Source organism: Prevotella sp. Sow4_E9_plate, assembly GCF_052116205.1.
In the GTDB taxonomy this organism is placed as follows: domain Bacteria; phylum Bacteroidota; class Bacteroidia; order Bacteroidales; family Bacteroidaceae; genus Prevotella.
Map to the genome: position 1 here is coordinate 12,396 of NZ_JBQKLN010000043.1, position 22,204 is coordinate 34,599.

18 protein-coding genes are annotated in these 22,204 nt (G+C 46.5%); 3 read left to right on the top strand and 15 right to left on the bottom strand.

The genetic code is table 11. The features are described from left to right. Nucleotides 1–87: 87 nt before the first annotated feature. The 5 genes from ileS to ACTQ53_RS13880 form a co-directional block, all read right to left on the bottom strand. Nucleotides 88–3,699, bottom strand: a complete 3,612-nt coding sequence (gene ileS, locus ACTQ53_RS13860) for an isoleucine--tRNA ligase (RefSeq protein WP_441933579.1) — start codon at nt 3,697–3,699, stop codon at nt 88–90. A gap of 229 nt (nt 3,700–3,928) precedes the next feature. Beyond that, on the bottom strand, nt 3,929–4,054 hold the full coding sequence (locus ACTQ53_RS13865; protein WP_294971954.1) for a hypothetical protein: 126 nt from the start codon (nt 4,052–4,054) through the stop codon (nt 3,929–3,931). Nucleotides 4,055–4,059: 5 nt separating this feature from the next. Next, complete coding sequence (locus ACTQ53_RS13870; RefSeq protein ID WP_295025001.1) at nt 4,060–4,287, bottom strand: hypothetical protein; 228 nt, start codon at nt 4,285–4,287, stop codon at nt 4,060–4,062. Nucleotides 4,288–4,392: 105 nt separating this feature from the next. Then, the gene (locus ACTQ53_RS13875; RefSeq protein ID WP_441933582.1) at nt 4,393–6,387 is read right to left on the bottom strand and encodes an NAD(+) synthase; all 1,995 of its coding nucleotides are present in this window, start codon (nt 6,385–6,387) and stop codon (nt 4,393–4,395) included. 136 nt (nt 6,388–6,523) lie between these two features. Further along, on the bottom strand, nt 6,524–7,660 hold the full coding sequence (locus ACTQ53_RS13880; RefSeq protein ID WP_217760978.1) for a DUF2027 domain-containing protein: 1,137 nt from the start codon (nt 7,658–7,660) through the stop codon (nt 6,524–6,526). 245 nt (nt 7,661–7,905) lie between these two features. Here ACTQ53_RS13880 and ispE point away from each other — a divergent pair, with 245 nt between their 5' ends. Beyond that, nucleotides 7,906–8,766, top strand: coding sequence for a 4-(cytidine 5'-diphospho)-2-C-methyl-D-erythritol kinase (ispE, locus tag ACTQ53_RS13885; protein ID WP_441933584.1), 861 nt, complete (start codon nt 7,906–7,908; stop codon nt 8,764–8,766). Nucleotides 8,767–8,772: 6 nt separating this feature from the next. Then, a complete protein-coding gene (locus tag ACTQ53_RS13890; protein ID WP_264950269.1) occupies nt 8,773–9,387 on the top strand; it encodes a DNA alkylation repair protein in 615 nt (204 codons plus the stop codon). Between the two features lie 421 nt (nt 9,388–9,808). Here the strand turns inward: ACTQ53_RS13890 and ACTQ53_RS13895 are convergent, their stop codons facing one another. After that, nucleotides 9,809–10,312: an NUDIX hydrolase gene (locus tag ACTQ53_RS13895; RefSeq protein WP_441933586.1), complete on the bottom strand. Its 504-nt coding sequence runs from the start codon at nt 10,310–10,312 to the stop codon at nt 9,809–9,811. Between the two features lie 9 nt (nt 10,313–10,321). Further along, the gene (locus tag ACTQ53_RS13900; RefSeq protein ID WP_441933588.1) at nt 10,322–12,328 is read right to left on the bottom strand and encodes a dipeptidyl-peptidase 3 family protein; all 2,007 of its coding nucleotides are present in this window, start codon (nt 12,326–12,328) and stop codon (nt 10,322–10,324) included. Between the two features lie 161 nt (nt 12,329–12,489). On the opposite strand from ACTQ53_RS13900, the gene recQ reads away from it, so the two are divergent. Next, nucleotides 12,490–14,334 (top strand): DNA helicase RecQ, encoded by a 1,845-nt coding sequence (gene recQ / locus ACTQ53_RS13905; RefSeq protein WP_294972164.1) that lies wholly within the window; start codon nt 12,490–12,492, stop codon nt 14,332–14,334. A gap of 4 nt (nt 14,335–14,338) precedes the next feature. On the opposite strand, the gene ACTQ53_RS13910 is transcribed toward recQ, so the two are convergent. The 8 genes from ACTQ53_RS13910 to ACTQ53_RS13945 form a co-directional block, all read right to left on the bottom strand. After that, a complete protein-coding gene (locus ACTQ53_RS13910) occupies nt 14,339–15,901 on the bottom strand; it encodes an ATP-binding protein (RefSeq protein ID WP_441933590.1) in 1,563 nt (520 codons plus the stop codon). A gap of 23 nt (nt 15,902–15,924) precedes the next feature. Next, a complete protein-coding gene (locus tag ACTQ53_RS13915) occupies nt 15,925–16,404 on the bottom strand; it encodes a hypothetical protein (protein ID WP_441933592.1) in 480 nt (159 codons plus the stop codon). Then, the gene (locus tag ACTQ53_RS13920; protein ID WP_441933594.1) at nt 16,391–17,497 is read right to left on the bottom strand and encodes an ATP-binding protein; all 1,107 of its coding nucleotides are present in this window, start codon (nt 17,495–17,497) and stop codon (nt 16,391–16,393) included. Before ACTQ53_RS13920 ends, ACTQ53_RS13915 begins: the two co-directional genes overlap by 14 nt. A 330-nt stretch (nt 17,498–17,827) precedes the next feature. After that, nucleotides 17,828–18,943 carry an MraY family glycosyltransferase gene (locus ACTQ53_RS13925; RefSeq protein WP_441933596.1) on the bottom strand — a complete coding sequence of 372 codons (1,116 nt, stop codon included), beginning with the start codon at nt 18,941–18,943 and terminating at the stop codon, nt 17,828–17,830. A 19-nt stretch (nt 18,944–18,962) separates the two neighbouring features. Next, on the bottom strand, nt 18,963–19,730 hold the full coding sequence (locus ACTQ53_RS13930; RefSeq protein ID WP_441933598.1) for a glycosyltransferase family 2 protein: 768 nt from the start codon (nt 19,728–19,730) through the stop codon (nt 18,963–18,965). A 39-nt stretch (nt 19,731–19,769) separates the two neighbouring features. Next, on the bottom strand, nt 19,770–20,336 hold the full coding sequence (locus ACTQ53_RS13935) for a WcaF family extracellular polysaccharide biosynthesis acetyltransferase (protein WP_441933600.1): 567 nt from the start codon (nt 20,334–20,336) through the stop codon (nt 19,770–19,772). A 38-nt stretch (nt 20,337–20,374) separates the two neighbouring features. Beyond that, nucleotides 20,375–21,499, bottom strand: coding sequence for a glycosyltransferase family 4 protein (locus ACTQ53_RS13940; protein WP_441933602.1), 1,125 nt, complete (start codon nt 21,497–21,499; stop codon nt 20,375–20,377). Continuing rightward, the gene (locus ACTQ53_RS13945) at nt 21,486–21,962 is read right to left on the bottom strand and encodes an acyltransferase (protein WP_441933604.1); all 477 of its coding nucleotides are present in this window, start codon (nt 21,960–21,962) and stop codon (nt 21,486–21,488) included. Before ACTQ53_RS13945 ends, ACTQ53_RS13940 begins: the two co-directional genes overlap by 14 nt. Nucleotides 21,963–22,204 lie beyond the last annotated feature (242 nt).

The following is a 22,204-nucleotide window of genomic DNA, read 5'->3' on the forward strand; positions in this document are numbered from 1 at the left end:
ATGTTGTCTAGCTATTAAGGTATTAGAAGTTAGAAGTAAGCAGTTTTGGTAAAACTCCGAACTCCCAACTTCTAACTCCTAGCTTATTTAATTCTTCTCTACAAGAATGTTCAACTTAAAGTCATCAAACTCGGTCTCAACACCTGCGTTGTCACCGATTTCGATGCTGTCTGCCAATACCTGCCCCTTGATGTAGTCGCCGAATGCCTCGATAGCTGCATTGGTCTCCTCGTTAGGAGCCACAGTTACGTTGACGCGGTCTGTAATCTCCAGTCCGGTCTCCTTGCGGAGGTTCTGGATACGGTTGATCAGCTCACGAGCCATACCCTCTTTCTTCAATTCTGGGGTCAACTCTACCTCAAGTGCAACGGTCAGATTGCCCTCGTTAGAAACGAGCCATCCTGGGATATCCTCAGAGATAATCTCCACGTCGGCTACCTCTACCACGGCTTCCTGTCCGTCGATATTCAATGTGATGTTGCCTGCCTTCTCGAAGGCTGCAATCTGGTCCTGATCGAGTGCTGACATCTGGGCTGCAACACCCTTCATCAGCTTGCCGAATTTCTTACCCATCACTCTGAAGTTACACTTCACCTTCTTAACGAGAATGCCCTGACCCTCAATGAAGTTAACCTCCTTCACGTTCACCTCGTTCTTCAACAGTCCGGCTACTGCCTCGATGTGTGCCTTCTGCACATCATCTACGGCAGGAATCATGATCTGCTGCAGTGGCTGACGCACCTTGATGTTCACCTTGCGGCGCAATGCCAATACCATAGAAGTAATCTTCTGGGCGATGGCCATACGCTCCTCCAGGTCGGCATCGATAGTAGCTTCATCAGCTACTGGGAACTTATCCAGGTGTACGCTCTCCAACTCGCCGCCCAAGTCGTGATACAACTCGTCAGCATAGAATGGAGCGAATGGAGCCAAGAGCTTAGCCACTGTCATCAAGCAGCTATAGAGAGTCTGGTAAGCGCTCAACTTGTCCTCGCTCATCTCCTTACCCCAGAAACGTTTACGGTTCAGACGAACGTACCAGTTAGAGAGGTCATCGTTTACGAATGCATCGATGAGACGACCAGCACGGGTTGGATCATAGCCAGCCAACTCTCTGTCAACGTCCTTGATGAGGGTATTGAGTGAAGAGAGAATCCAGCGGTCAATCTCTGGGCGCTTCTCGAATGGCACCTGAGCAGCCTCTGCATCGAAACCATCTACATTAGCGTAGAGGGCGAAGAAGCTGTAGGTATTATATAAGGTACCGAAGAACTTGCGACGGGTCTCATCTACACCGTTAGGGTCGAACTTGAGGTTATCCCAAGGCTCGCTGTTGGTCATCATATAGAAACGAACAGGGTCGGCACCATACTTGTCAATCATCTCGAATGGGTTGGTCACGTTACCCACGTGCTTACTCATCTTGTTGCCCTTAGCATCGAGAACGAGACCAGAAGAGATTACGTTCTTGAAGGCTACGCTGTCGAATACCATGGTAGCGATGGCGTGCAGGGTGAAGAACCATCCACGGGTCTGATCCACGCCCTCGTTGATGAAGTCGGCTGGATAGAACTTAGGAGGAATAGCATATCCCTCGTAGGTGCTGTGGATGAGTGCATCGCGGTCTGCCTCTGTGCCACGGGCCATCTCTCCCTCGAATGGGTAGTGGAGCTGGGCATAAGGCATTGAACCTGAATCGAACCAAACGTCGATGAGGTCGCTCTCACGATACATTGGCTTGCCCTCCTCGTTTACCAATACGATCTTGTCAACGTATGGACGGTGGAGGTCAATCTTATCATAGTTCTCCTGACTGTAGTCGCCAGGAACGAAACCATTCTCCTTCAATGGGTTGCTCTGCATGATGCCTGCAGCCACAGACTTCTCGATTTCAGCATACAGTTCCTCGAGGCTGCCGATGCACTTCTCGCCACGGTTCTCGTCACGCCAGATTGGCAATGGAGTACCCCAGAAGCGGGAACGTGAAAGGTTCCAGTCGTTCAGGTTTTCGAGCCAGTTGCCGAAACGGCCTGTACCGGTGCTCTCAGGCTGCCAGTTGATGGTCTTGTTGAGTTCTACCATGCGCTCCTTGCGGGCGGTATCCTTGATAAACCAGCTATCCAATGGGTAGTAGAGGATAGGCTTGTCGGTACGCCAGCAGTGAGGATAGTTGTGCACGTGCTTCTCGCTCTTGAAAGCCTTGCCCTCCTGCTTCAACTCGTAGCAGAGTACGATGTTCAGGTCTTCTGCCTTATCAGAAGCCTTCTTGTCCCAAACACCATCCACATTAAACTGTGGGTCGTAGGCATTCTTCACGTAGTCGCCTGCATGATGAGCGTATGCCTCCTTGTTGACGCAAGCGTTCACGAAGTTGTCATCGAGGTCTTCGATGAGATAGAACTTACCCTGCAGGTCAACCATTGGGCGGGTCTCACCCTTCTTATTAATAAGGTAGAGGGCTGGGATGTTGGCATCCTTAGCCACCTTGGCATCATCGGCACCGAATGTAGGAGCGATGTGAACGATACCTGTACCGTCATCGGTAGTAACGTAGTCGCCGAGGATTACGCGGAAAGCCTCGCTATCCATCTCAACGAACTTATCGCGACCATCCTCAGAAGCGAATACCTTCTCAGGATGAGCAGCTGCATATTCTGTTACGAAAGCTGGAGCAAAAGCATCTACCTTCTCGCATGGCTTCACCCATGGCAGGAGCTGCTCGTAGTGCATGCCTTCGAGGTCGGTACCCTTCATGTGGTCGATAATGCGCCATGGGCACTGCTTCTTCTCCTTGTCGAATGGAAGGAGATCGCCCTCCTTGCACTCCTGGTCTGCCTTCAGATAAGAACCTACCAGCGCCTCAGCCATCACGAGTGTCATAGGCTCGCCATTGTAGAGGTTGTAGGTCTCGATAGCTACATAGTCAATCTTAGGACCCACACAGAGAGCCACGTTTGATGGCAAGGTCCAAGGTGTAGTGGTCCATGCGATGAAGTATGGCTTGCCCCACTTGGTCCACTCAGCCTTAGGATCCTTGATGAGGAACTGGGCAGTGGTGGTGAGGTCCTTTACATCACGGTAGCAGCCAGGCTGGTTCAACTCGTGAGAGCTCAAACCAGTACCTGCACCTGGAGAGTATGGCTGGATGGTGTAACCCTTGTAGAGCAGTCCCTTGTTGTAGAGCTGCTTGAGGAGCCACCAGAGTGTCTCGATATACTTGTTATCGTAGGTGATATAAGGATGGTCGAGATCTACGAAGTAACCCATCTTCTCGGTCAACTCGCGCCACTCAGCGGTGAACTTCATCACGTTCTCGCGGCACTTGTGGTTGTAATCCTCGGTAGAGATATACTTCTCAGAAGCCTTGTTGTCGATATCCTTCTTGGTGATGCCGAGTTCCTTTTCGACACCGAGTTCAACAGGGAGTCCGTGGGTATCCCATCCCGCCTTGCGGTGAACCTGGAAACCCTTCATGGTCTTGTATCTGTTGAATGTATCCTTGATACTACGTGCCAACACGTGGTGAATACCCGGGTGGCCATTAGCTGATGGAGGTCCCTCGAAGAAGATAAACTGAGGGCAGCCTTCACGCTCGTCGATAGACTTGTGGAAGATATCGTTTTTCTCCCACGCTGCTAGTACGTCATTGTTTGTCTGAGTCAAATTCAGACCGTTGTGCTCGGCAAATTTCTTAGCCATATTATCAATTTAAATTTTATATTGTTTTTACTTTTGGGCGCAAAGTTACAAAAAAAATATGTTTTACCCGAATAAAGGGGTAATAAATTAATAATTTTTCTATTAAAAATCCCGATTTGAGCACCAAAATACTACCTGATGCTCAAATCGGGAATCAATATTCTGTTAAGGCTGGCAGGAAAAGCCATCAGCCCAAACGCTATAATCCAAAACTGTCGAGAGTTGTAAATCAGTCCAGACTATGGAGCCATTTCTTACCCCATTTGGTAGAAAGCCAAATATTTATAGCAACTGCAATTAATGCAATAATGCCAAAAACCAAGGTCATACCTGTTGTAAAATCCAGCTGTTTCATAATTATTATTTTATTTTGATTATTCTAAACGCAGCGTAAGCTAACGCTATCGTTCCTATAATACCTCCGGCAAACATACCTAAAAGTCTTTCAGGATTACCAGTATCCGTAACCAAAGCCATACCACTTCCAAGTACAGTCGTACCAAAGCACATAGCTGCTAAGTTATAGAAGAACTTTCCTAGTTCCTCCCTACTTGTTCTTGCCCGTTGTTTATCTTCTCTTTGCGTCATAACTCTGATTTTTAAATCAATATTCAGTTTGACTTTGCAAATAAAAGAAAATATCCGGCAAAGTGGGATGATCCTGCTCTTTATTTAACAGTTTTTACACGAACCCTACAGATTTTCCGCCTCCTGCAGCCAGATGGAGGATGCGGCATCGCTAGGCATGCGCCAATCGCCACGAGGACTGAGGCTCACGCTTCCCACCTTCGGACCGTCTGGCAGACAGCTGCGCTTGAACTGCTGGTTGAAGAAACGGCGCACGAAGGTCTTCAGCCACTTCTTGATGGTCTCCTCATCATAGGAATCAGGATCGTTGTCGCTGATTTTCACGCGCTCCAGCTCGGTATCGATAAATGCCTTCTTTGCCAGCATGTAGATCTTGGCTGGACGGAAACCGAAGCGAAGGAAGTAGTAGAGGAAGAAATCGTGCAACTCGTATGGTCCCACCAGGTCTTCGGTCTTCTGCTTGATATTACCGTTCTCATCTGCCGGAATCAGCTCAGGACTGATTGGTGTATCGATGATGTCGCGAAGGGTGATGCGGCTCTGCTCGTCTACCCCACTCTCGGCAACATGGTTTACGAGATAACGGATCAGGGTCTTTGGGATGCTGGCATTCACGCCATACATGCTCATGTGGTCGCCATTATAGGTAGCCCATCCCAAAGCCAGCTCAGAGAGGTCGCCGGTACCGATAACCATTCCTCCCATCTTATTTGCCAGGTCCATCAGGATCTGGGTACGTTCACGTGCCTGCGAATTTTCATAGGTTACATCATGCACGCTGGCATCATGACCGATGTCCTCGAAGTGCTGGGTTACCGCCTTGGCGATGCTGATTTCCTTGATGGTGATACCGAGGCTCTGCATCAGTGAGATGGCATTGTTGTAGGTTCTGTCCGTGGTTCCGAAACCAGGCATGGTGACGCCCACGATACCCTTGCGGTTCATCTTCAGCTTATCAAATGCCTTCACACAGACGAGCAGTGCCAGCGTAGAATCCAGTCCGCCGCTGATACCCACCACTACGGTCTTGGCATGGGTATGGACGATGCGCTTGGCAAGTCCCATCAGCTGGATATTGAATATCTCCTCGCAGGAGGTATTCATGTCGTTGCTGGTAGGAATAAAAGGATGCGGATTCACCTCACGCTCCAGCACGAATTCACGCTCATTCTCGGTAGGATCTGCATCGATGTTGCGGATATTGAACTGTCCTCCGAGAACAGAATATTTGATGTTGCGCTGGGCATTCACATAGGTTGAATTTGTACGACGTTCCGAGCGGAGTTTCTCTACATCTACCTGCGAGATAACCATCTGAGGATCAAGTGAGAAACGTTCACTTTGTGAAAGTAAAACTCCATTCTCATAAATCAGGGCATTTCCACCATATACAACATCCTGTGTACTTTCCCCGAAACCGCAGGAACTATACACGTATCCGGTCATCGTGCGGGCGCTCTGCTGACTCAGAAGACTCTTCAGATAATTGTGCTTACCGATGAGTTCATCGCTGGCAGAGAGATTGAAGATAAGGTCAGCTCCAGCCAATGCCAACTTGTTGCTTGGAGGAGCAGGAGCCCATACATCCTCACAGATCTCCACGCCAAACTGCACGCCGTCGTAGGTCTGGAATATCTGCACATCCGGAGTCAGTTTCACCTTGTGTCCGGCATAGCGGATTTCGCTGTCTCTCAGGTCTTGAGCAGAGGCAAACCAGCGCTTCTCGTAGAACTCGCTGTAGTTAGGCAGATAGGTCTTAGGCACGACACCCAAGATCTGTCCGTGCTGGATGACGATACCGCAGTTGAGCAGCAGGTCACCAGCCACAACCGGTGCACCGACGATGGAGATGATATCTAGCTTGCGTGTGAAATCAAGCAGCATCATCACCGCCTGCTCCGATGTTTCCAGCAGCATCTGCTGGCGGAAAAGGTCCTGACAGGAATAGCCCGTAATGGACAGTTCCGGGAAAGTAATGATCTCTACACCCTTGCCTTCAGCCTGGGCTATCAGATCTTCTATCTGTTGAGCATTGAATACCACATCACCCACCTTGACAGATGGAATAGCACTCGCCACCTTGATAAATCCGTACTTCATATTACTTTGAACTTTGAGATTTGAACTTGGAACTTTGAACTTTGAACTTGGAACTTGGAACTGTATGATTACTTTGAGTGATATAACTTGCTAAGCATATCATAAAGTTCAAAGTTCCAAGTTCAATGTTCAATGTTTACTTAATCGTTACCTGTGTGGCACCATAGCCGTATTCCTGGAAGGAAGCATCCTGGTAGCTGCAGCTCTTATAGCGATAGTTCAGCTCATGGATGAGAGCCTGGCGCAGTACGCCTTCGCCCTTTCCATGGATGAAGACAATCTTCTGTCCCTTCTTGTTCTTGTATTCATTCATCGTCTTCGTGAACACATCCATCTGATAATGAAGGATATCGGCCGAATTCATTCCAGCAGTTGTTTCAAGTACCTCGTCCGCATGAAGGTCTACTACGAGTGTGCCATCATCCTTCTTGCTCTTCTTCTTGCCGGTATTGGCAATCACCTTCTCGTCCTTGTACATCTGCTCCTTCAATCGTTTGGAGTCGATAACGAGCGGACGAGCCACCTCGTCATTCTCTACGATGGTGAAGAGATAGGCTGGAGTCTCGAAGAAATCATTCTCCTCGAAGAGATGAAGCTTGTAGAACTTCACTGGGTCCAGACGGAACTGTACGTCGGTAGCCGGCTTCAGGAGGAAAGGTTTCTCCTTCTTGTAGGCAATCATCTGGATGGCGATATGCTCCATTTCGTTCAGCGCCTCACGGCCGAACTCCTCGATGAAGAGCTTGGTGTTAGGTTCGATTTCACCCTCAGCCTTCAAGGTCCAGGCATTGCCCTCTGCTACGAGATAAGTATAGTGCAGATAATAGTTGCTGTCGTTCACCATATAGGTCTCGAAACGGGTATTGGTAACCTCCTTGATATCGATAGGCACGAAGGCGAGATAGGCACTCAGCTTGTTGCCGCCCGTACGCTCCTGGATGTGCTTGACAAAGGTTACTTCCCTGTCAGCCGGATCATACTCTTCCTCCTCGATGTCGGTATCATGCTCATTGAGAATAGCCTTGATGCTTCGGCTGTCCTGATGCAGTTCCGTGTTGGCATGTTCTTCCGCCTTCTGCTTGGCATCCATCTTAGCCGAAATCATCTTACCCATGGCATAGTCGTCCTGCTCTACTACCACTACCTCGTTGATAGGCATAGGGATTTCAAATCCATCCTCGTCCTCTACCAGGACGATATTCTTACCCTGGAAGCCGGCAACCTTACCGCCACCCACTTCACTCAGGAATCTTACTTTATCTCCTTTTTTCATATCTGTTATTTTTTATATTCTTACTTACTATTGCGATATACAGGTCGTTGAAAGACCGGCGCTGACGACATACGGTTGCTAAAAAACCGTATATGTTCTGCAAAGATACAAAAGATATTGCAAAATACTACCGTTTTTTATTATTTTTAATGTATGTAAGAAAATAATCTATGGGAAAGAGAGCAGTATTGAGATATTTTTTATATCTTTGCAAGAGATTTATCGACTCTTAAACAATTTAGATTATGATTACATTTCCTTGCGCCAAGATTAACCTTGGCTTAAATATAGTTAGCAAGCGGGCAGACGGTTATCACAACCTGGAAACCGTGTTCTACCCTATTCCGTTAACAGATGCGCTGGAAATCAAGCTCATGGGCGAAGAGTTTCCGAGCGATGTGCCATGCGATCTCAAGATAACAGGTAATGCAGTAGATTGCGATGAGCAGAAGAATCTCGTGGTGAAGGCATACAATATGATTGCTGCCGACTTCAAGATTCCCCGCATCCATGCCCATCTCGTGAAGCGTATTCCGTCTCAGGCTGGTATGGGTGGCGGTTCTTCTGATGCTGCCTACATGATTCGTCTGCTGGATGAGCGGTTCCGTCTCAACATCGGCAATTCCGAGATGGAGCGATATGCAGCCAAGCTGGGTGCCGACTGTGCCTTCTTCATCTCTGCCGACCCTGAGGATGGCGATACTGCCTGCTACGCTGAGGGAATTGGCGATGTAGTGATGCCATCGAGTGTTCCGAATGACAACATGAGGGGCTATTACATCGTGGTAGTGAAGCGTGATGACATTGCCGTGAGCACCAAGGATGCCTATGCAGCCATCACTCCTAAGCAACCAGCCAAGTGCTGTCGTGACATCGTACGTCAGCCTATCGAGACCTGGAAGGAAGAGCTTATCAATGATTTCGAGGCTCCTATCTTTGCGATGCATCCTGAGCTTGCCGAAATCAAGGAGAGCCTTTACAATCTCGGTGCCGTATACGCAGCAATGAGTGGCAGTGGAAGTGCCATCTTCGGCATCTTCAAGCATAAGCCAGCAAACATAGAGGAACAGTTCGAGGGAATGTTCTGCAAAACAATGAAACTTTAAAAAATGATGAACGAAGAAACACATCAGAAACTGATGACTATCAAGCGAAGCTTTCGCTTGCTGATGAATGGTCCGGGTTCGCAGTCGATGCGCGACAAGGGCTTGGGATATAAACTGAATTGGGGCGTGCCATTCTATGAGCTCAAGAAGATGGCGCAGGAATACGGCAAAGACTATGACCTAGCCATCGAGCTCTGGAAGGAAGACATCCGAGAGTGCAAGATTCTGGCTACGCTCATCATGCCTGCCGACAGGATGCTTGCCGAGATCACGGATATCTGGATGGAACAGGTACAAAGCCAGGAGATGGCTGAGATGCTTGCCTTCAACCTGCTGCAGCATGTAGACTATGCGCCTGTGATTGCCTATCAATGGATAGCAAGCGACAAGCCATTCTATGAGATTGCCGGTTTCCAGCTCCTTGCCCGTCTCTTTGCAAATGGTCAGGAGCCTAACGAGCGTGGCATCAATGAGTTCCTCGATCAGGCTGCCGTGGCTTTGCAGGGTGACAATATGGGCATCAAGCATGCTGCTGCCAATGCCGTCATGCGATTCTGCGATTTCGGAGAAGATTTCGAGAAGATTGCTAGAGGGGCACTCAAGGGAATCTTCGAGATATAGGAATATCCGAGAATAAGATTCTTTGAGATATAAGAATATCCCCCAAAGGTGATTCAAGACAGCCCACGACACGGCTGAAATTACATCCCGACGTAGCAACGACTACGTCACGACATACAAAAAAATACGTCCCGATGCAGTAAATGCTACGTCGGGACGTATTTTTATTGTCTATTCCATCAAAATTCCATACGTAATCACGCCATATAGGCGTCTCGCCGGATTTGTAATCCGGCGTCAAAAATGGTTCGACCTATTAAAACCGAGGGATTTGTAATCCCCCTATCTATCAACTGCATTCTTGCTTGCTGCGGATTGCAAATCCGCAGAGCTAAAATAGGTTAGGACATTTTTTAACGCCGGATTACAAATCCGGCGGGACGCCTAGCGGATGCTCTGTATAAATCTATGGGACATTTTCTTAGCGGTCGAAAAACTTCTGGTATTCGTTTTCGAAATTAGGAGTAAAGACACCTTTTCCGATGTTTTCCTTGATTTCCTCCTTACTCCAGAATCTGCCACCAGCCAATTCTTCCTGGCTAGGCTTCACCTCACCGTCGTATACGCAGCGGTGAACGTATACCAGTTCCTTTTCCCTCTGACTTTCAAAGACATAATGTCCCAAAGACTCCGGTTCGAAATCGGTGATACCCAGCTCTTCCCTTACTTCACGATGAAGCGCCTGATTCACGCTCTCGCCTAAATCTACGTGCCCACCGCAGGCTGTATCCCATTTATCCGGCTGGATATCCTTCCATGCCGGACGATGCTGAAGATACAGTTCTCCCTTGCTGTTGAATACATGCAGATGAACCACCGGATGCAATATCTTGCTTCCGTCATGGGCATGTCCCCGGGTGATGGCACCCAGGATATTGCCCATTTCATCTACTACCGGAAATTCCTCGTTCTTATTGTCTGTCATAATTTCTTGTTATAGTGTTCCATACTCCTCAGAATAGCGAAGCATCTGGTCGGTATAGCTCTCCTCGTAATCGAGATTTACATCGATAGGATTGCCTTCTTTGTCAAATACCAGCGTCATCTTAGGATTGATGAAGCCCTTGTATGGGGCGAGATTCAGCTTCTTGTATCTTGCCAGAATCTCACGATGCAAGGCTGGGTCGATGTTCACGGCATACTTCTCTACCAGCTGTCGTGCAGCCTCATAATCGCCCTCGCTCTTGATGCGCTGAATCTCGGCAAGCAGTTCACCGAAGAGATGACGGAGCTTCTCATAATCATTCACCTTCATATAGGTACGGGTGGTGATGATATTGCCCTCTGCATCCTTCAGCGCATCCTCGGCAGAAGCATAGCTCACTTCTTCCTGAACGAGTTCCACGGCTCCCTCTGCATGTTCTAGCGTCCACCAGGCGATGAGGGCACGGTTGCGCATGTGGGCTTCCTCTATCTTGTCACCCTCCTTGATGCGGATGGTCTGGGTGAGCAGTCCGTTCATCAGATAGCTGTAATACTGAGCCTTATACGCCTCGTCATTAGGCGTCAGACCGAGTTCTACCAGCTTATGATCGGCTACATAATAGAGTCCGAAGAGGTCGGCACGTGCTTCTTCTATGGTGTTGCCATAAGCCTTCAGAGCATCCGGGTCTGTGGTAGGAAGCAATTGTCCGCTACCATGTCCCAAGCATTCGTGCAGGTCGGTATGCAGGTCATCGGTGATGTCGGCATACTGGTTCATCAGCGCCACGGTTTCCTTGTCGATGACGAATTCATCTCTGAATCCGTTGCCCTGTGCAGCCTTGTTGTAGGCATCAGTCAGGTTGCCGATGGTAACGCTCTTGGAGCCATGTTCCTGACGGATCCAGTTGGAGTTAGGCAGGTTGATACCGATGGCAGAAGCCGGATATTCCTCTCCGCCCAGCATGGCAGCACAGATGACGTTGGCTGTAACTCCCTTCACTTCCGGCTTGCGGAAACGGGGATCTACAGGCGAATGGTCCTCAAACCACTGTGCGTTCTGGCTGATGGTCTGGGTGCGCTTGGTAGCCTCCAGGTCCTTATATTCCACGATACCTTCCCATGTACCTTTCATACCGAGAGGGTCACCGTATACTTCGATGAATCCATTGATGAAATCCACCAGGCCTTCATGCTGTTCTACCCATGCGATGCTGTATCGGTCGAAATCCTCCAGGCTACCGGTGCGGTAGAACTTCACCAGCAGGTCGATGACATGCTTCTGTCCTTCGTTCTCGGCATACTTCTGCGCCTTGAGCAGCCAGGACACGATTTCGCGGATGGTCTCACCATAGAGTCCATCTTCCTTCCATGTCAGTTCCACTACTTCATTGTTGCGCTTGGTCAGTTTGGAGTTGAGTCCGTATGAAGGAGGGTTCGGATTGTCCGTGTTCTTCATCTTGGCATAGAATCTCTCTACCTCCTCCTGCGTCACATCCTCATAGAAGTTGCAGGCAGATGTCTGCACCAGGTCTTCCCCATCCGTCTGGTTCACGCGCTTAGGCATCACCACGGGGTCGAAGAGGATGGCTTCCAGCTGTCTCATGAGGTCTTCCTTGGTTTCTCCCCTCTTGATGGGCAGGAGTTCTTCCCCTATGTTTTCCAGCAGATGATAGAAATATTCCTCTGAGAATCCCGGCTTGAATTTTTCACAACCATAATGGTGATGAATGCCACTGGCAAACCAGATGCGCTTCAGGTAGACTTCGAATGCCTTGAATTCCTCGCATTCTCTGTCGCCTTCATAGTGCAGATAAACGGTTTCCAGTGTTTTTCTGATGCGAAGGTTGTACTTTCCCTGCTGGTCGAACGTGATATCTCGTCCCATCAGGGTAGCCTTAGCCAAGCAGAAAATATACAGTTTCTGGTTGAGCGATAAGTCCTCAAATCCCTTCAGCTCATAGCGGAGCATCTGGATGTCGGCGAATCGCTCATTCGTGTTCACATTACATTTTGCCATGTTATCATTGTTTGATTCTACCGCAAAAGTACGACAATTATTTTATATTTCAAACTTTTTTGGCTACTTTTCTTACTTTTAAGTGTAGAAAATGACTATTCTCCCGATTTTTTAGTAACTTTGCAGTAATATCTAACAAAAAAATAGAAAATAAGAAGAAAATGCAAATCCACGAGATATTAAAGACATACTTCGGTTACGACTCGTTCCGTCCCAATCAGGAAGCCATCATCCAGGAGGTGATGCAGGGGCACGACTGTCTGGTGCTGATGCCTACGGGCGGCGGCAAGAGTCTGTGCTATCAGGTGCCGGCATTGGCGATGGAGGGAACGGCGGTGGTCATCTCTCCGCTCATCAGTCTGATGCACGATCAGGTTGAGGCGCTCAAGGCGAACGGTATTCCTGCCGAGGCTCTGAACAGCGGCAATGATGCTACCGATGAAGTCATCATCCGCCGTCGCTGCGAGGCTGGCGATCTGAAGCTGCTGTATGTATCACCCGAGAAGCTGATCAGCGAGATTCCTTTCCTCTTCAGCAACATCAGGATATCGCTCTTTGCGGTAGACGAAGCGCATTGCATCAGCCAGTGGGGGCATGATTTCCGTCCGGAGTACAACCAGTTGGGTCTGCTCCGCGAGAAGTTCCCCAACGTCCCGGTGATGGCGCTCACGGCTACAGCCGATAAGATTACGCGCCAGGACATCATCCAGCAGCTGCATCTCAACGGTCAGACGTTCGTCAGCAGCTTCGACCGTCCTAACCTCAGTCTCTCCGTCCGTCAGGAGAGCACGAAGAAGGAGAAGCTGAAGTTCATCTACCGCTTCATCCAGAGCCATCAGGGCGATGCGGGCATCATCTATTGCCTGTCCCGCAAGAACACGGAGATGGTGGCAGAGGCGCTGAAGGAGCACGGTATCAATGCCGAGGCCTATCATGCCGGACTCTCCAGCGTGCAGCGTGCATCGGTGCAGGAGCGCTTCAAGATGGACCAGATTGATGTGGTATGTGCCACCATCGCCTTCGGAATGGGCATCGACAAGGGCAATGTGAGATGGGTGATTCATTACAACATGCCGAAGAGTATCGAGAGTTTCTATCAGGAGATAGGACGTGCCGGACGAGACGGCGATCCTGCCGATACCATTCTCTTCTATTCGATGGGCGACATCATCACCCTGCGCTCGTTCTGCGAGGAGAGCGGACAGCGGACGGTGAATCTGGAGAAGCTGCGAAGAATGGAGGAATATGCCGAATCACGTGTGTGCCGCCGCCGCATTCTCCTGAATTACTTCGGAGAGACATCGGCAAAGGACTGCGGTCACTGCGATGTTTGCAACAATCCTCCGCGCACTTTCGACGGTACGGTACTCACGCAGAAGGCGCTCAGTGCCATGGTGAGAGCCAGCGAGAAGATTGCCGTGGGCACGTGTATCGAGATTCTCAGGGGCATGCAGACGCCTGCCGTTGTCAGGAATCATTATAATGAGCTGAAGACGTTTGGCGTGGGCAAGGACGTGAGCGTGCGCGACTGGCAGGCTTATCTGCTGCAGATGTTGCAGATGGGTTTCTTCGAGGTGGCGTATAATGCGCATAACCAGATGAAGGTTACGCCATTGGGATGGAAGGTTCTCAAGGGCGAGCATCAGGTTTCGCTGGCGATCATGGAGAATGAAGAGCGGTCAACTCGTCCGCAAAAAGCCAATAGGTCAGCACGCGGCAACAGCATCCCTGTGGTTCATGCCGAGCGTGTTGTTTTCCAAGAAGAAATGTCGGGTGCAGAAGACAAGAATCTCTTTGAATATCTGCGCAAGATCAGGAAGAATCTAGCTGACGAGCAGGGTTATCCGCCATACATCGTCCTTTCCGACAAGAGTCTGCATGAGTTGACCAGGATGAAGCCAACCACCCTTGAAGCCTTCGGTCTCATCAGCGGCATCGGAGAATTCAAGGTGAAGAAGTATGGTGAAACCTTCATCAAGGCTATTAGGAAATATACGGGGAAATAGTTAGTTATCGGCTAACCCATTCCAGACTGTTCACCTCGTCCTTCACCGAGAAGTTCAAGGCAATCTTCACCACCTTCTTGCCACTCATCTTGAAGGCGTCGGCATAGTGCTTTGCGTCTATCTGGGCTAGGGCCTCCTCGGCACTCTTGTTGAACTTCAGTTCCATCACGTAGATGGTATCATCCGTCTCCATCATAATATCGATTCTGCCCTTCGCTGTATGAGGTTCCACTAGGATGCTATAGTTGGTAAGCAGGGCAAACATGATGTAGAGCGTCTGCTGCCAATGCCCCTCGTAGTTGGTGTTGTCGCAGTAAGGCACAGTCTCCAGAAAGTCGTTCAGCAGGCTAAAGGCTGCATCCATATCCCCTTTCTTTACAAAGACCGACATCTTGGCGATGGTCGTGTTAGCCTTCGCCGACTTGTCCGTCAGATAATGAGGCAAGAGACTTCCATATAGCCCCACCCTTATCTCTTGGTTAGGCAATGCCAACAAGTACAATTTTGTAGGCTTGTCATATCCCTTGATGGTGACATACCCGCTCTGATAAAGCAAAGGTACGATGGTGGTCATCGTTTCTGTGGGGGCATCAAAGTCCTTCTTGCCCACCTCTATGGTCTCGCCAAGGTCTGCAGGCAAAAAATCATACTTTCTCATCATGTTGATGAGATAGGTAGGAGTGCCCGAGCCAAACCAGTAATCATCCATTCTGCCATCGGCAAAGCAATTGAGCAGACTGTAAGGATTGAAGACATCTGGCGATGGCCAGCAGAAATGATAGCCATCATAATGATTTTTCAGTTCCTCGATGGTTTCCTCCCTACTAAGTTCCTGATGCTCGGCAAGAGCGTCGATATCATCTCTCATCTGTGTAAGCATTTCCTCCTTGGTGATACCGCAGATGCCGGCATAAGGCTCGTCCATGCTCACATTCTTGATATTGTTCAGCTCGCTGAAGATACTGAGCTGCGAGAACATCGTAATGCCCGTCAGGAAGACGAAACGGAGCATTGGCTCACAATCTTTCAAGGGACTGTAGAAATTGCGCATCGTATTGCGCAAAAAATAGAGTTTTTCCTTCTCGTGAGCCACATCCAGCAGCGGTGCATCATATTCATCGATGAGCACCACCGCCTGCTTACCAGTCTTTGCTGTAACAGTTTTTATCAAGTTGAGCAAACGAACGTTCGGATCTGGAGAATCACAATCTACTCCAAACCTATCCTCATTTTCCTTTAATATATATAAGAGGTATCTATCCAGCTGTTCCTTCTCCATATGTTTGCCTCCAGCCAGGCTGAAGTGCAGCACGGGATAAGCCGTCCACTCCTTCTCCAGTTTCTCGATGGCAAGCCCCTCGAAGAGTTCCTTCTTACCCTCGAAATAACTCTTGAAAGTGGAAACCAGCAGCGACTTGCCGAAACGGCGTGGTCGGCTCAGGAAGAAATACGTTCCATCGGTATGCGTCATATGATAGATGTATTCCGTCTTATCTACATAGAACATATCCTCCTTGCGGATCCGTTCAAATGTCTGAATTCCTATAGGATATAATTTTCTTGCCATAATCAAACGCTGTCTAATGAAATTTATTTCAGTTTGTCTTGTCTCAAAAAGTCAGGCTGTCCAGACTTTAAACAGATTAATTCACAATTATACTTTCTACGGAAATCAACTTTCGCTCTTTCAACCACAGACCTTCCTGTGTTTGCAGGAATTTTATTTGCAACAATCCTAGCTTTCGTCCATTTCGCTCTGTTCTGAACAAACAAGGGATAGGACAATGTTGCATCAAGCTGTTTTACGGCATGAGCCACATCAGAACCTTTCAGTTCAACAAATACACATACTTTTTCATCCGTGCAGGTTGTTGCTACAACAAGCTTGTCACACTTGTCCTTGTCAGCACCTTTTATAATGTTACCATCTACTTGATAAGCCACACAGTCCATCGGAGGAACGAAGTTCAGCAAATAAACTGTCGAACGCTCCTTCAGACTGATTTTCGAACATTTTCTAACTTCCTTTTCAGCCAGATAACCTGCCAAAAAACAATTATTCATTCCCATATATCATCTCATCAAGTTCAGAAGATAATTCAGATATTTCATCAGAAAGAGAATCAAGATAATCACCCATGATAAAATGGTATTCATCATCCACGATATTCTCCATTTTTCCTTCATCTGTCATGCAGTATGCCGAATACCATGAAATCGGGATTGCATATTCCAGCATTTCTTTTATTTTCTCATCAAGCTTCTTTTCCTTAGCCAGTGCCACCTTCATCAGCACATTCAGAGAAGTCAGCACATACGGACTATGGGTGGTCATAACCACATAGCTATTTGCCCCCGACCGCTCATAAGCCTTCTTGATATTCTTCACAATCTCCTTCACCATCGCAAACTGCGACTTCGGAAACAGATTTTCTTCCAGCTCCTCAATATACAGCTGGGCGAATTTATATCTATACATCTTAGTTCCCTTAATCACATCATCCGCACTGATTTCTTTATTCTCATCATCCAGCACAATCTTTGCCACCAAACTCGTTAAATCAGTAAGGCTCGACTTCGGAATCTTCCCCACCTGTCCGGTAACATAATCCACAAGCACAGCCAAAGGCAACGCCGACTGTATACCACTTGAAGCATAAACAGGCGCTATCGTTCTACCCACCTGCTCAAGCACGATTCTGTCAGAATCCGTAACCTTATCATAATAACATTTCATATTATCATCAAATGGAATTCTCAGCGGATGCTTGATATCATATTCCTTCTTCGCCTCCTGATATTCCAGAAGATAATTAAAAATCGAATCATAGTCAGATGAGCGATAAACCTTATCAATGTTCTGAATAGCCGAAACCAGATTGCGTTCCGAAGGAATAAAACTCAGTTTTGCATTATAGCGCTCAGTTTTGAAATTCGCTTTCTTTCTGATTTTCACATTCGCCTTCACGCCATCCATCTCGATGGTAAGGCAATCACCATCATAAAAGATATAAGAATCAGCAGCAAAGAAAGCATCATCGAAACGATGAAACTTCTTCAGCTCTTTCAGGAATCGGCCATAATGGGTATATTTCTTCAGCAGATTCTCGCCATCAAGCATGATTCGCTTTTCTATCCAGCGACAGAAGCACAATATTTTCATAAAGGTACTTTTTCCCGAAGACTGTTTACCCACAATAAGCATTACGGCAGACAAAGCGATGTCTCCCGTATCAACAATTGGGCCTATATTTTTAATTCTTACCTTAGGCATATCTATAATAATGAATGTTCAATTGCAAAGTTAAGCAATAAAACTCAGAAATGCCCTTCTTGGCTTATCTTTTTATATATTTTTACACATTCTCCAATCATATAACTTTCCCCATGCTACCACGCCCCATCCACACCCCCACAAACGCAAAAATCCCGACCCAGAGATTCCTTTTTGAATCTCCGAGCCGGGAATATCTTGTATTTATTATATAGAGGATTAAATATCCAGTTTCGCCCTCCTGGTGTGCAGGATGACATCCAGGATAAGATGGAACACAATCCATACAGCGATGTCGATGCCCAGGATATACGTGATATTCACGTGGCCGATCATCAGGAAGTTGAGCAGGATGAACATCAGCGAGAGAACGCAGATAATCATCATTACCTGTCTCACCCTCAGTCCGCATCTCAGCAGCTTGTGGTGGATATGGTTCTTGTCCGGCAAGAACGGGTTCTTCTTGTTTCTCAGCCGGTGGCCCACCACTCTCACCACGTCGAGCAGCGGCACCAGCATGGTGGTAAACGCCAGCACCATGTTATAGTCGCTCACGGCACGGGGATGCACATCCACCGTACTCAGGTGAATCATCAGGAAACTGATGATATATCCCAGCGACAGCGATCCCGAATCGCCCATGAAGAGCTTCCTGCCCCTCATCTCGTTTCCAAACACATTATAATACCAGAACGGCATGATCACACCCAGAGCCGAGATACACAGCAGGGCATAGGAGTACAGTCCCAGCCAGATATGCAGCCCCGCCAGAGCCACCAGCGAGATGGCACAGAGCCCCGAAGCCAGACCGTCGATGCCGTCAATCAAGTTGATGGCATTGGTAACATACACCACGATGAGCATGGTAAACGGCATGCCGAACCATGGTGAAACCTGATAGATTCCGAAGAGTCCGTCGAGCGACTTGATCCATACACCCGAAGCCACGAGCAGGCTCGCCGCCAATATCTGCACTATGAACTTCTTCTTGTACCCCACTCCAATCAGGTCGTCGGCGAGTCCCACCAGGAACAGCATCATGCTACCCACCAGCAGTGCCAAAAACTCATAAGGCACCTCCCCGTGCAGCGACCCGCTGTTCAGCCCCATCAGATGATATATCAGCACCAGACCACCCATGGTAATCAGCATCACGGGGAAGAACGACAGTCCGCCCAGCCTTGGTATCGGAGCATGATGCACCTTTCTCTTGTCCGGCATGTCAAACAATCTCTTCTTATGAGAGATGAGCAGAATGTTAGGCAACACGATATTGGCGATGATCATCGCCACGATAAAGGCACCCAGCAAATAAAAATGAATTGGCTGAATCATATATCTATACTATTATTTTTTAGCATTTACTTTTTAATATTTCACCTGTTTTATATAGATAGCGTAATCCCAGCAGGAAGATGTTAGAATACACACCGTTCTTTTTGAGCGCTTTCAGGTGGTCACGCATGATGCGCTTGTGGCTCTCTAATCCAGAATTGGAAGCGCCACCGGTACGCATGGTAACAAAGTCTTTGTTGATATAGTGCGTTTTAATTTTATTTACGAAGATAAGTCTCAGCAGATTTTCAAAGTCGGCAGCCACCCGATAGTTTTCTGCATCAAAGGCACCGAACTTCTCATACACCTCCTTGCGGCAATAGAACGAAGGATGTGCAGGCATGAATCCCAGTCTCATCATCCATCTTCTGAAAGGCTTGGAGCTATAGTATCTTACACATTTCTTCAAGTCCTCATCGTCCACATAGTGTATATCGCCATACACGGCATCCACCTTTTCATTCTCCAGAGTCCATGCGATACAAGCCAATGCATCATCCGAAGTATAGAAGTCGTCCGAGTTAAGAATACCGATTACATCCCCCGTAGCCATCCTGATGCCCTTGTTCATGGCATCATAGATTCCCTTATCGGGTTCGCTGATATACCTCATTCTCCCCTCAAACAGAGGTTCCATCTTCTTTACCACCTCCAGGGTATTATCTTGCGAAGACCCATCCACAACCAGCAATTCATAGTCGTGATAGGTTTGGGCGAGCACACTCTTCAGCGTGTCCCCCACCGTCTTCCCGCTATTATACGTAGCGGTAATGATAGAGATTTTCATATTTGTTGTGATTTAATCAAGAATAATTATCTGATATGACTACAGAATCTTTCTATCTCTCACCTTTATGGCAGGATTACCTTGGTACACTGCATATTCATCAAGATCATGACTAGCAACAGAGCCTACTGCGAGCACTGCATGAGAATGAATTGTTACTTTAGGACAAACCACTGATTGAGCACCAACCCATGCTCCCTCCTCTATCATTATTTTTCCAACCATCAAGTCGAATGATGTTTTCTTGTAGTTGTGATTACCACAAAGTAACATAGCACCTTGACTGATACATACATTATCACCGATAGAAACCTCCACAAGATTATCTATCCATACATTCTCCCCAATCCATACATAGTCTCCTATCTTCAAATTCCAAGGATACTTGATATTTACAGATGGCTTGATTACTACGCCTTTTCCTATTTTGGCACCAAACAAGCGCAAGACTTTGATTTTAATTCTAGAAAATGGAATAAAAGAATTATTCAAAATTGCAGAATTCGCAAAATACCATAATGTTCTTTTTATAACTGATGCTCCTGTATTATACCAAGCATTGTTATACAAAGACAAATCCACAGTATTTGTATTTTTATATAACATATTTTTCAAAATAAGACATTAGACACATTCTCTACGAATTAATTCGCTTTCCAAACCTTAACTAATTGACGCCAAACAACAGGCACTGCATACATATCGTTCACACGTTTCTTCGCTTTTTCTGCAAACCTGTTTTTTTGTTCAGTATCATTCATTAATATTTTTACAGCATCTCTTACTTTTGAAAAGCTTTTAGCTTCATAACAAATGCCACAAGCATCTTCCTCTATATTGAGCATTTCTGGGATTGCTCCCACATTTGAGGCTGCAATAGGACAGCCACAAGCCATCGCTTCTAAAATTACATTAGGGAATCCTTCTGTATAACTAGGGAACACAAATGCATCTGCAGTCATTAACTCTTTCAAGACATCATCATGCGAAATTTCCCCAACAAAAGTTAACCATTCTGCATTGTCTCTTTTTTGAGCTAATAAAAATAAGTCATTTTTAATTTCTGAAGAAATTTTACCAACCAATCGAAGTTTGATACCTTCAACACCAACACATCCCTCTACAAGTTCATAAACTCCTTTTGTTTTCAGAGCATGTCCAACAAATAATAACTGTTTAGGAACCCTATGAATTGTTTCTTCAAATTCTTTAACTTTATCAATAATATCAAGCGACAATGGGTTAGGCACATAAACTATATTATCAAAACCTTTTTGGCATAAAACACGATATGTTTTTTTATCCATAGCAATGACCTTATCTGACATTTTGAGAACTTTCGACAAAAGTTTCCATTCCCAATTATTCTTTTTTACCAAATCAGGAACACGCCCGAAATGCAAATGAAGTACTTTCTTGATATTTTTATGAGAAGCTAACCGCAACAACAAAAAATCTTTCAACAAGCCTAATGAAGCACTCGTGCATAAATGCATAACATCAGGTTTATGATAATCCATTTTTATTCTTACTTCTTTACATTTTTTAGAGATTTCTCTGAATCCAGAATAAAAGCGTTTAAATCCAAAATCATTGACTTCCATCACCTTTCGTTTACGATCAAACGAAATCGGTATAATTTCCAGAGTTTCGTCATTTGCAATTTGAGAATAATCCACAATAATCTTTCCCCAAATACTAATTCCACCAGAAATGACATTTTCACCATACGAATATGGTGAACAAAACAGCACTTTAGTTTTTTTCATAATCGCTCATTAATCGTTCATGCTCTTGTATTTGCTCTTCTGTAAAACGTTTCTTCAAAAGTTTTGCCGGTACACCACCTATAATACTATAAGGAGGAAAAGACTTTGTCACTACAGCACCTGCTGCAACAATACTATCTTTTCCAATCGTTACACCTTTCAATATAGTTACATTTGCACCACACCACACACCATCTTCAATTACGATTGGCAAATCATTTTCCTGTCGTTTTTCATTGCAATCATAAATATGCATTCCTATAACATCAGTTCGATGATCACCTGTGATAAATGTACAACCAGGACCAAACAAACATTTTTTTCCTATAATCAAAGGTGCTTTGGTACAATAAATCGTAGTAGTAGAAGGAAGAATAGAATAATCATCAACAGATAGATTTTCAATACCCCTTATTAAAGAACTCATGGGACGAACTACAACATGCTTACCATGAAACTTCATTGCTGTAATCCATATAGGTGCCCAAAATTTATCCCAAAGATAATTAATGAGAATGCTTATTTTTACACCTCCATAAGCTAACTTATTAATACTTATCCGTTCACATTAATAATTTTTATATACTTATCAACAAACAATAGTTCGTTAATAATTCAATAATGTGCTAAGCAGCTATACGCTGTAAGCACGAGAGATCTTTGAAAATCTTGCTAATTAAAGTTCGGTTCGGGGTGTACCCACTT

Coding starts and splice junctions, on each gene's coding strand:
- ileS (WP_441933579.1), bottom strand. CDS start 3,699: ATGGCTAAGAAATTTGCCGAGCACAACGGTCTGAATTTGACTCAGACA.
- ispE (WP_441933584.1), top strand. CDS start 7,906: ATGATTACATTTCCTTGCGCCAAGATTAACCTTGGCTTAAATATAGTT.
- ACTQ53_RS13920 (WP_441933594.1), bottom strand. CDS start 17,497: ATGAAAATATTGTGCTTCTGTCGCTGGATAGAAAAGCGAATCATGCTT.
- ACTQ53_RS13900 (WP_441933588.1), bottom strand. CDS start 12,328: ATGGCAAAATGTAATGTGAACACGAATGAGCGATTCGCCGACATCCAG.
- ACTQ53_RS13890 (WP_264950269.1), top strand. CDS start 8,773: ATGAACGAAGAAACACATCAGAAACTGATGACTATCAAGCGAAGCTTT.
- recQ (WP_294972164.1), top strand. CDS start 12,490: ATGCAAATCCACGAGATATTAAAGACATACTTCGGTTACGACTCGTTC.
- ACTQ53_RS13875 (WP_441933582.1), bottom strand. CDS start 6,387: ATGAAGTACGGATTTATCAAGGTGGCGAGTGCTATTCCATCTGTCAAG.
- ACTQ53_RS13935 (WP_441933600.1), bottom strand. CDS start 20,336: ATGTTATATAAAAATACAAATACTGTGGATTTGTCTTTGTATAACAAT.
- ACTQ53_RS13880 (WP_217760978.1), bottom strand. CDS start 7,660: ATGAAAAAAGGAGATAAAGTAAGATTCCTGAGTGAAGTGGGTGGCGGT.
- ACTQ53_RS13925 (WP_441933596.1), bottom strand. CDS start 18,943: ATGATTCAGCCAATTCATTTTTATTTGCTGGGTGCCTTTATCGTGGCG.
- ACTQ53_RS13940 (WP_441933602.1), bottom strand. CDS start 21,499: ATGAAAAAAACTAAAGTGCTGTTTTGTTCACCATATTCGTATGGTGAA.
- ACTQ53_RS13870 (WP_295025001.1), bottom strand. CDS start 4,287: ATGACGCAAAGAGAAGATAAACAACGGGCAAGAACAAGTAGGGAGGAA.
- ACTQ53_RS13910 (WP_441933590.1), bottom strand. CDS start 15,901: ATGGCAAGAAAATTATATCCTATAGGAATTCAGACATTTGAACGGATC.
- ACTQ53_RS13895 (WP_441933586.1), bottom strand. CDS start 10,312: ATGACAGACAATAAGAACGAGGAATTTCCGGTAGTAGATGAAATGGGC.
- ACTQ53_RS13915 (WP_441933592.1), bottom strand. CDS start 16,404: ATGGGAATGAATAATTGTTTTTTGGCAGGTTATCTGGCTGAAAAGGAA.
- ACTQ53_RS13930 (WP_441933598.1), bottom strand. CDS start 19,730: ATGAAAATCTCTATCATTACCGCTACGTATAATAGCGGGAAGACGGTG.
- ACTQ53_RS13865 (WP_294971954.1), bottom strand. CDS start 4,054: ATGAAACAGCTGGATTTTACAACAGGTATGACCTTGGTTTTTGGCATT.
- ACTQ53_RS13945 (WP_441933604.1), bottom strand. CDS start 21,962: ATGAAGTTTCATGGTAAGCATGTTGTAGTTCGTCCCATGAGTTCTTTA.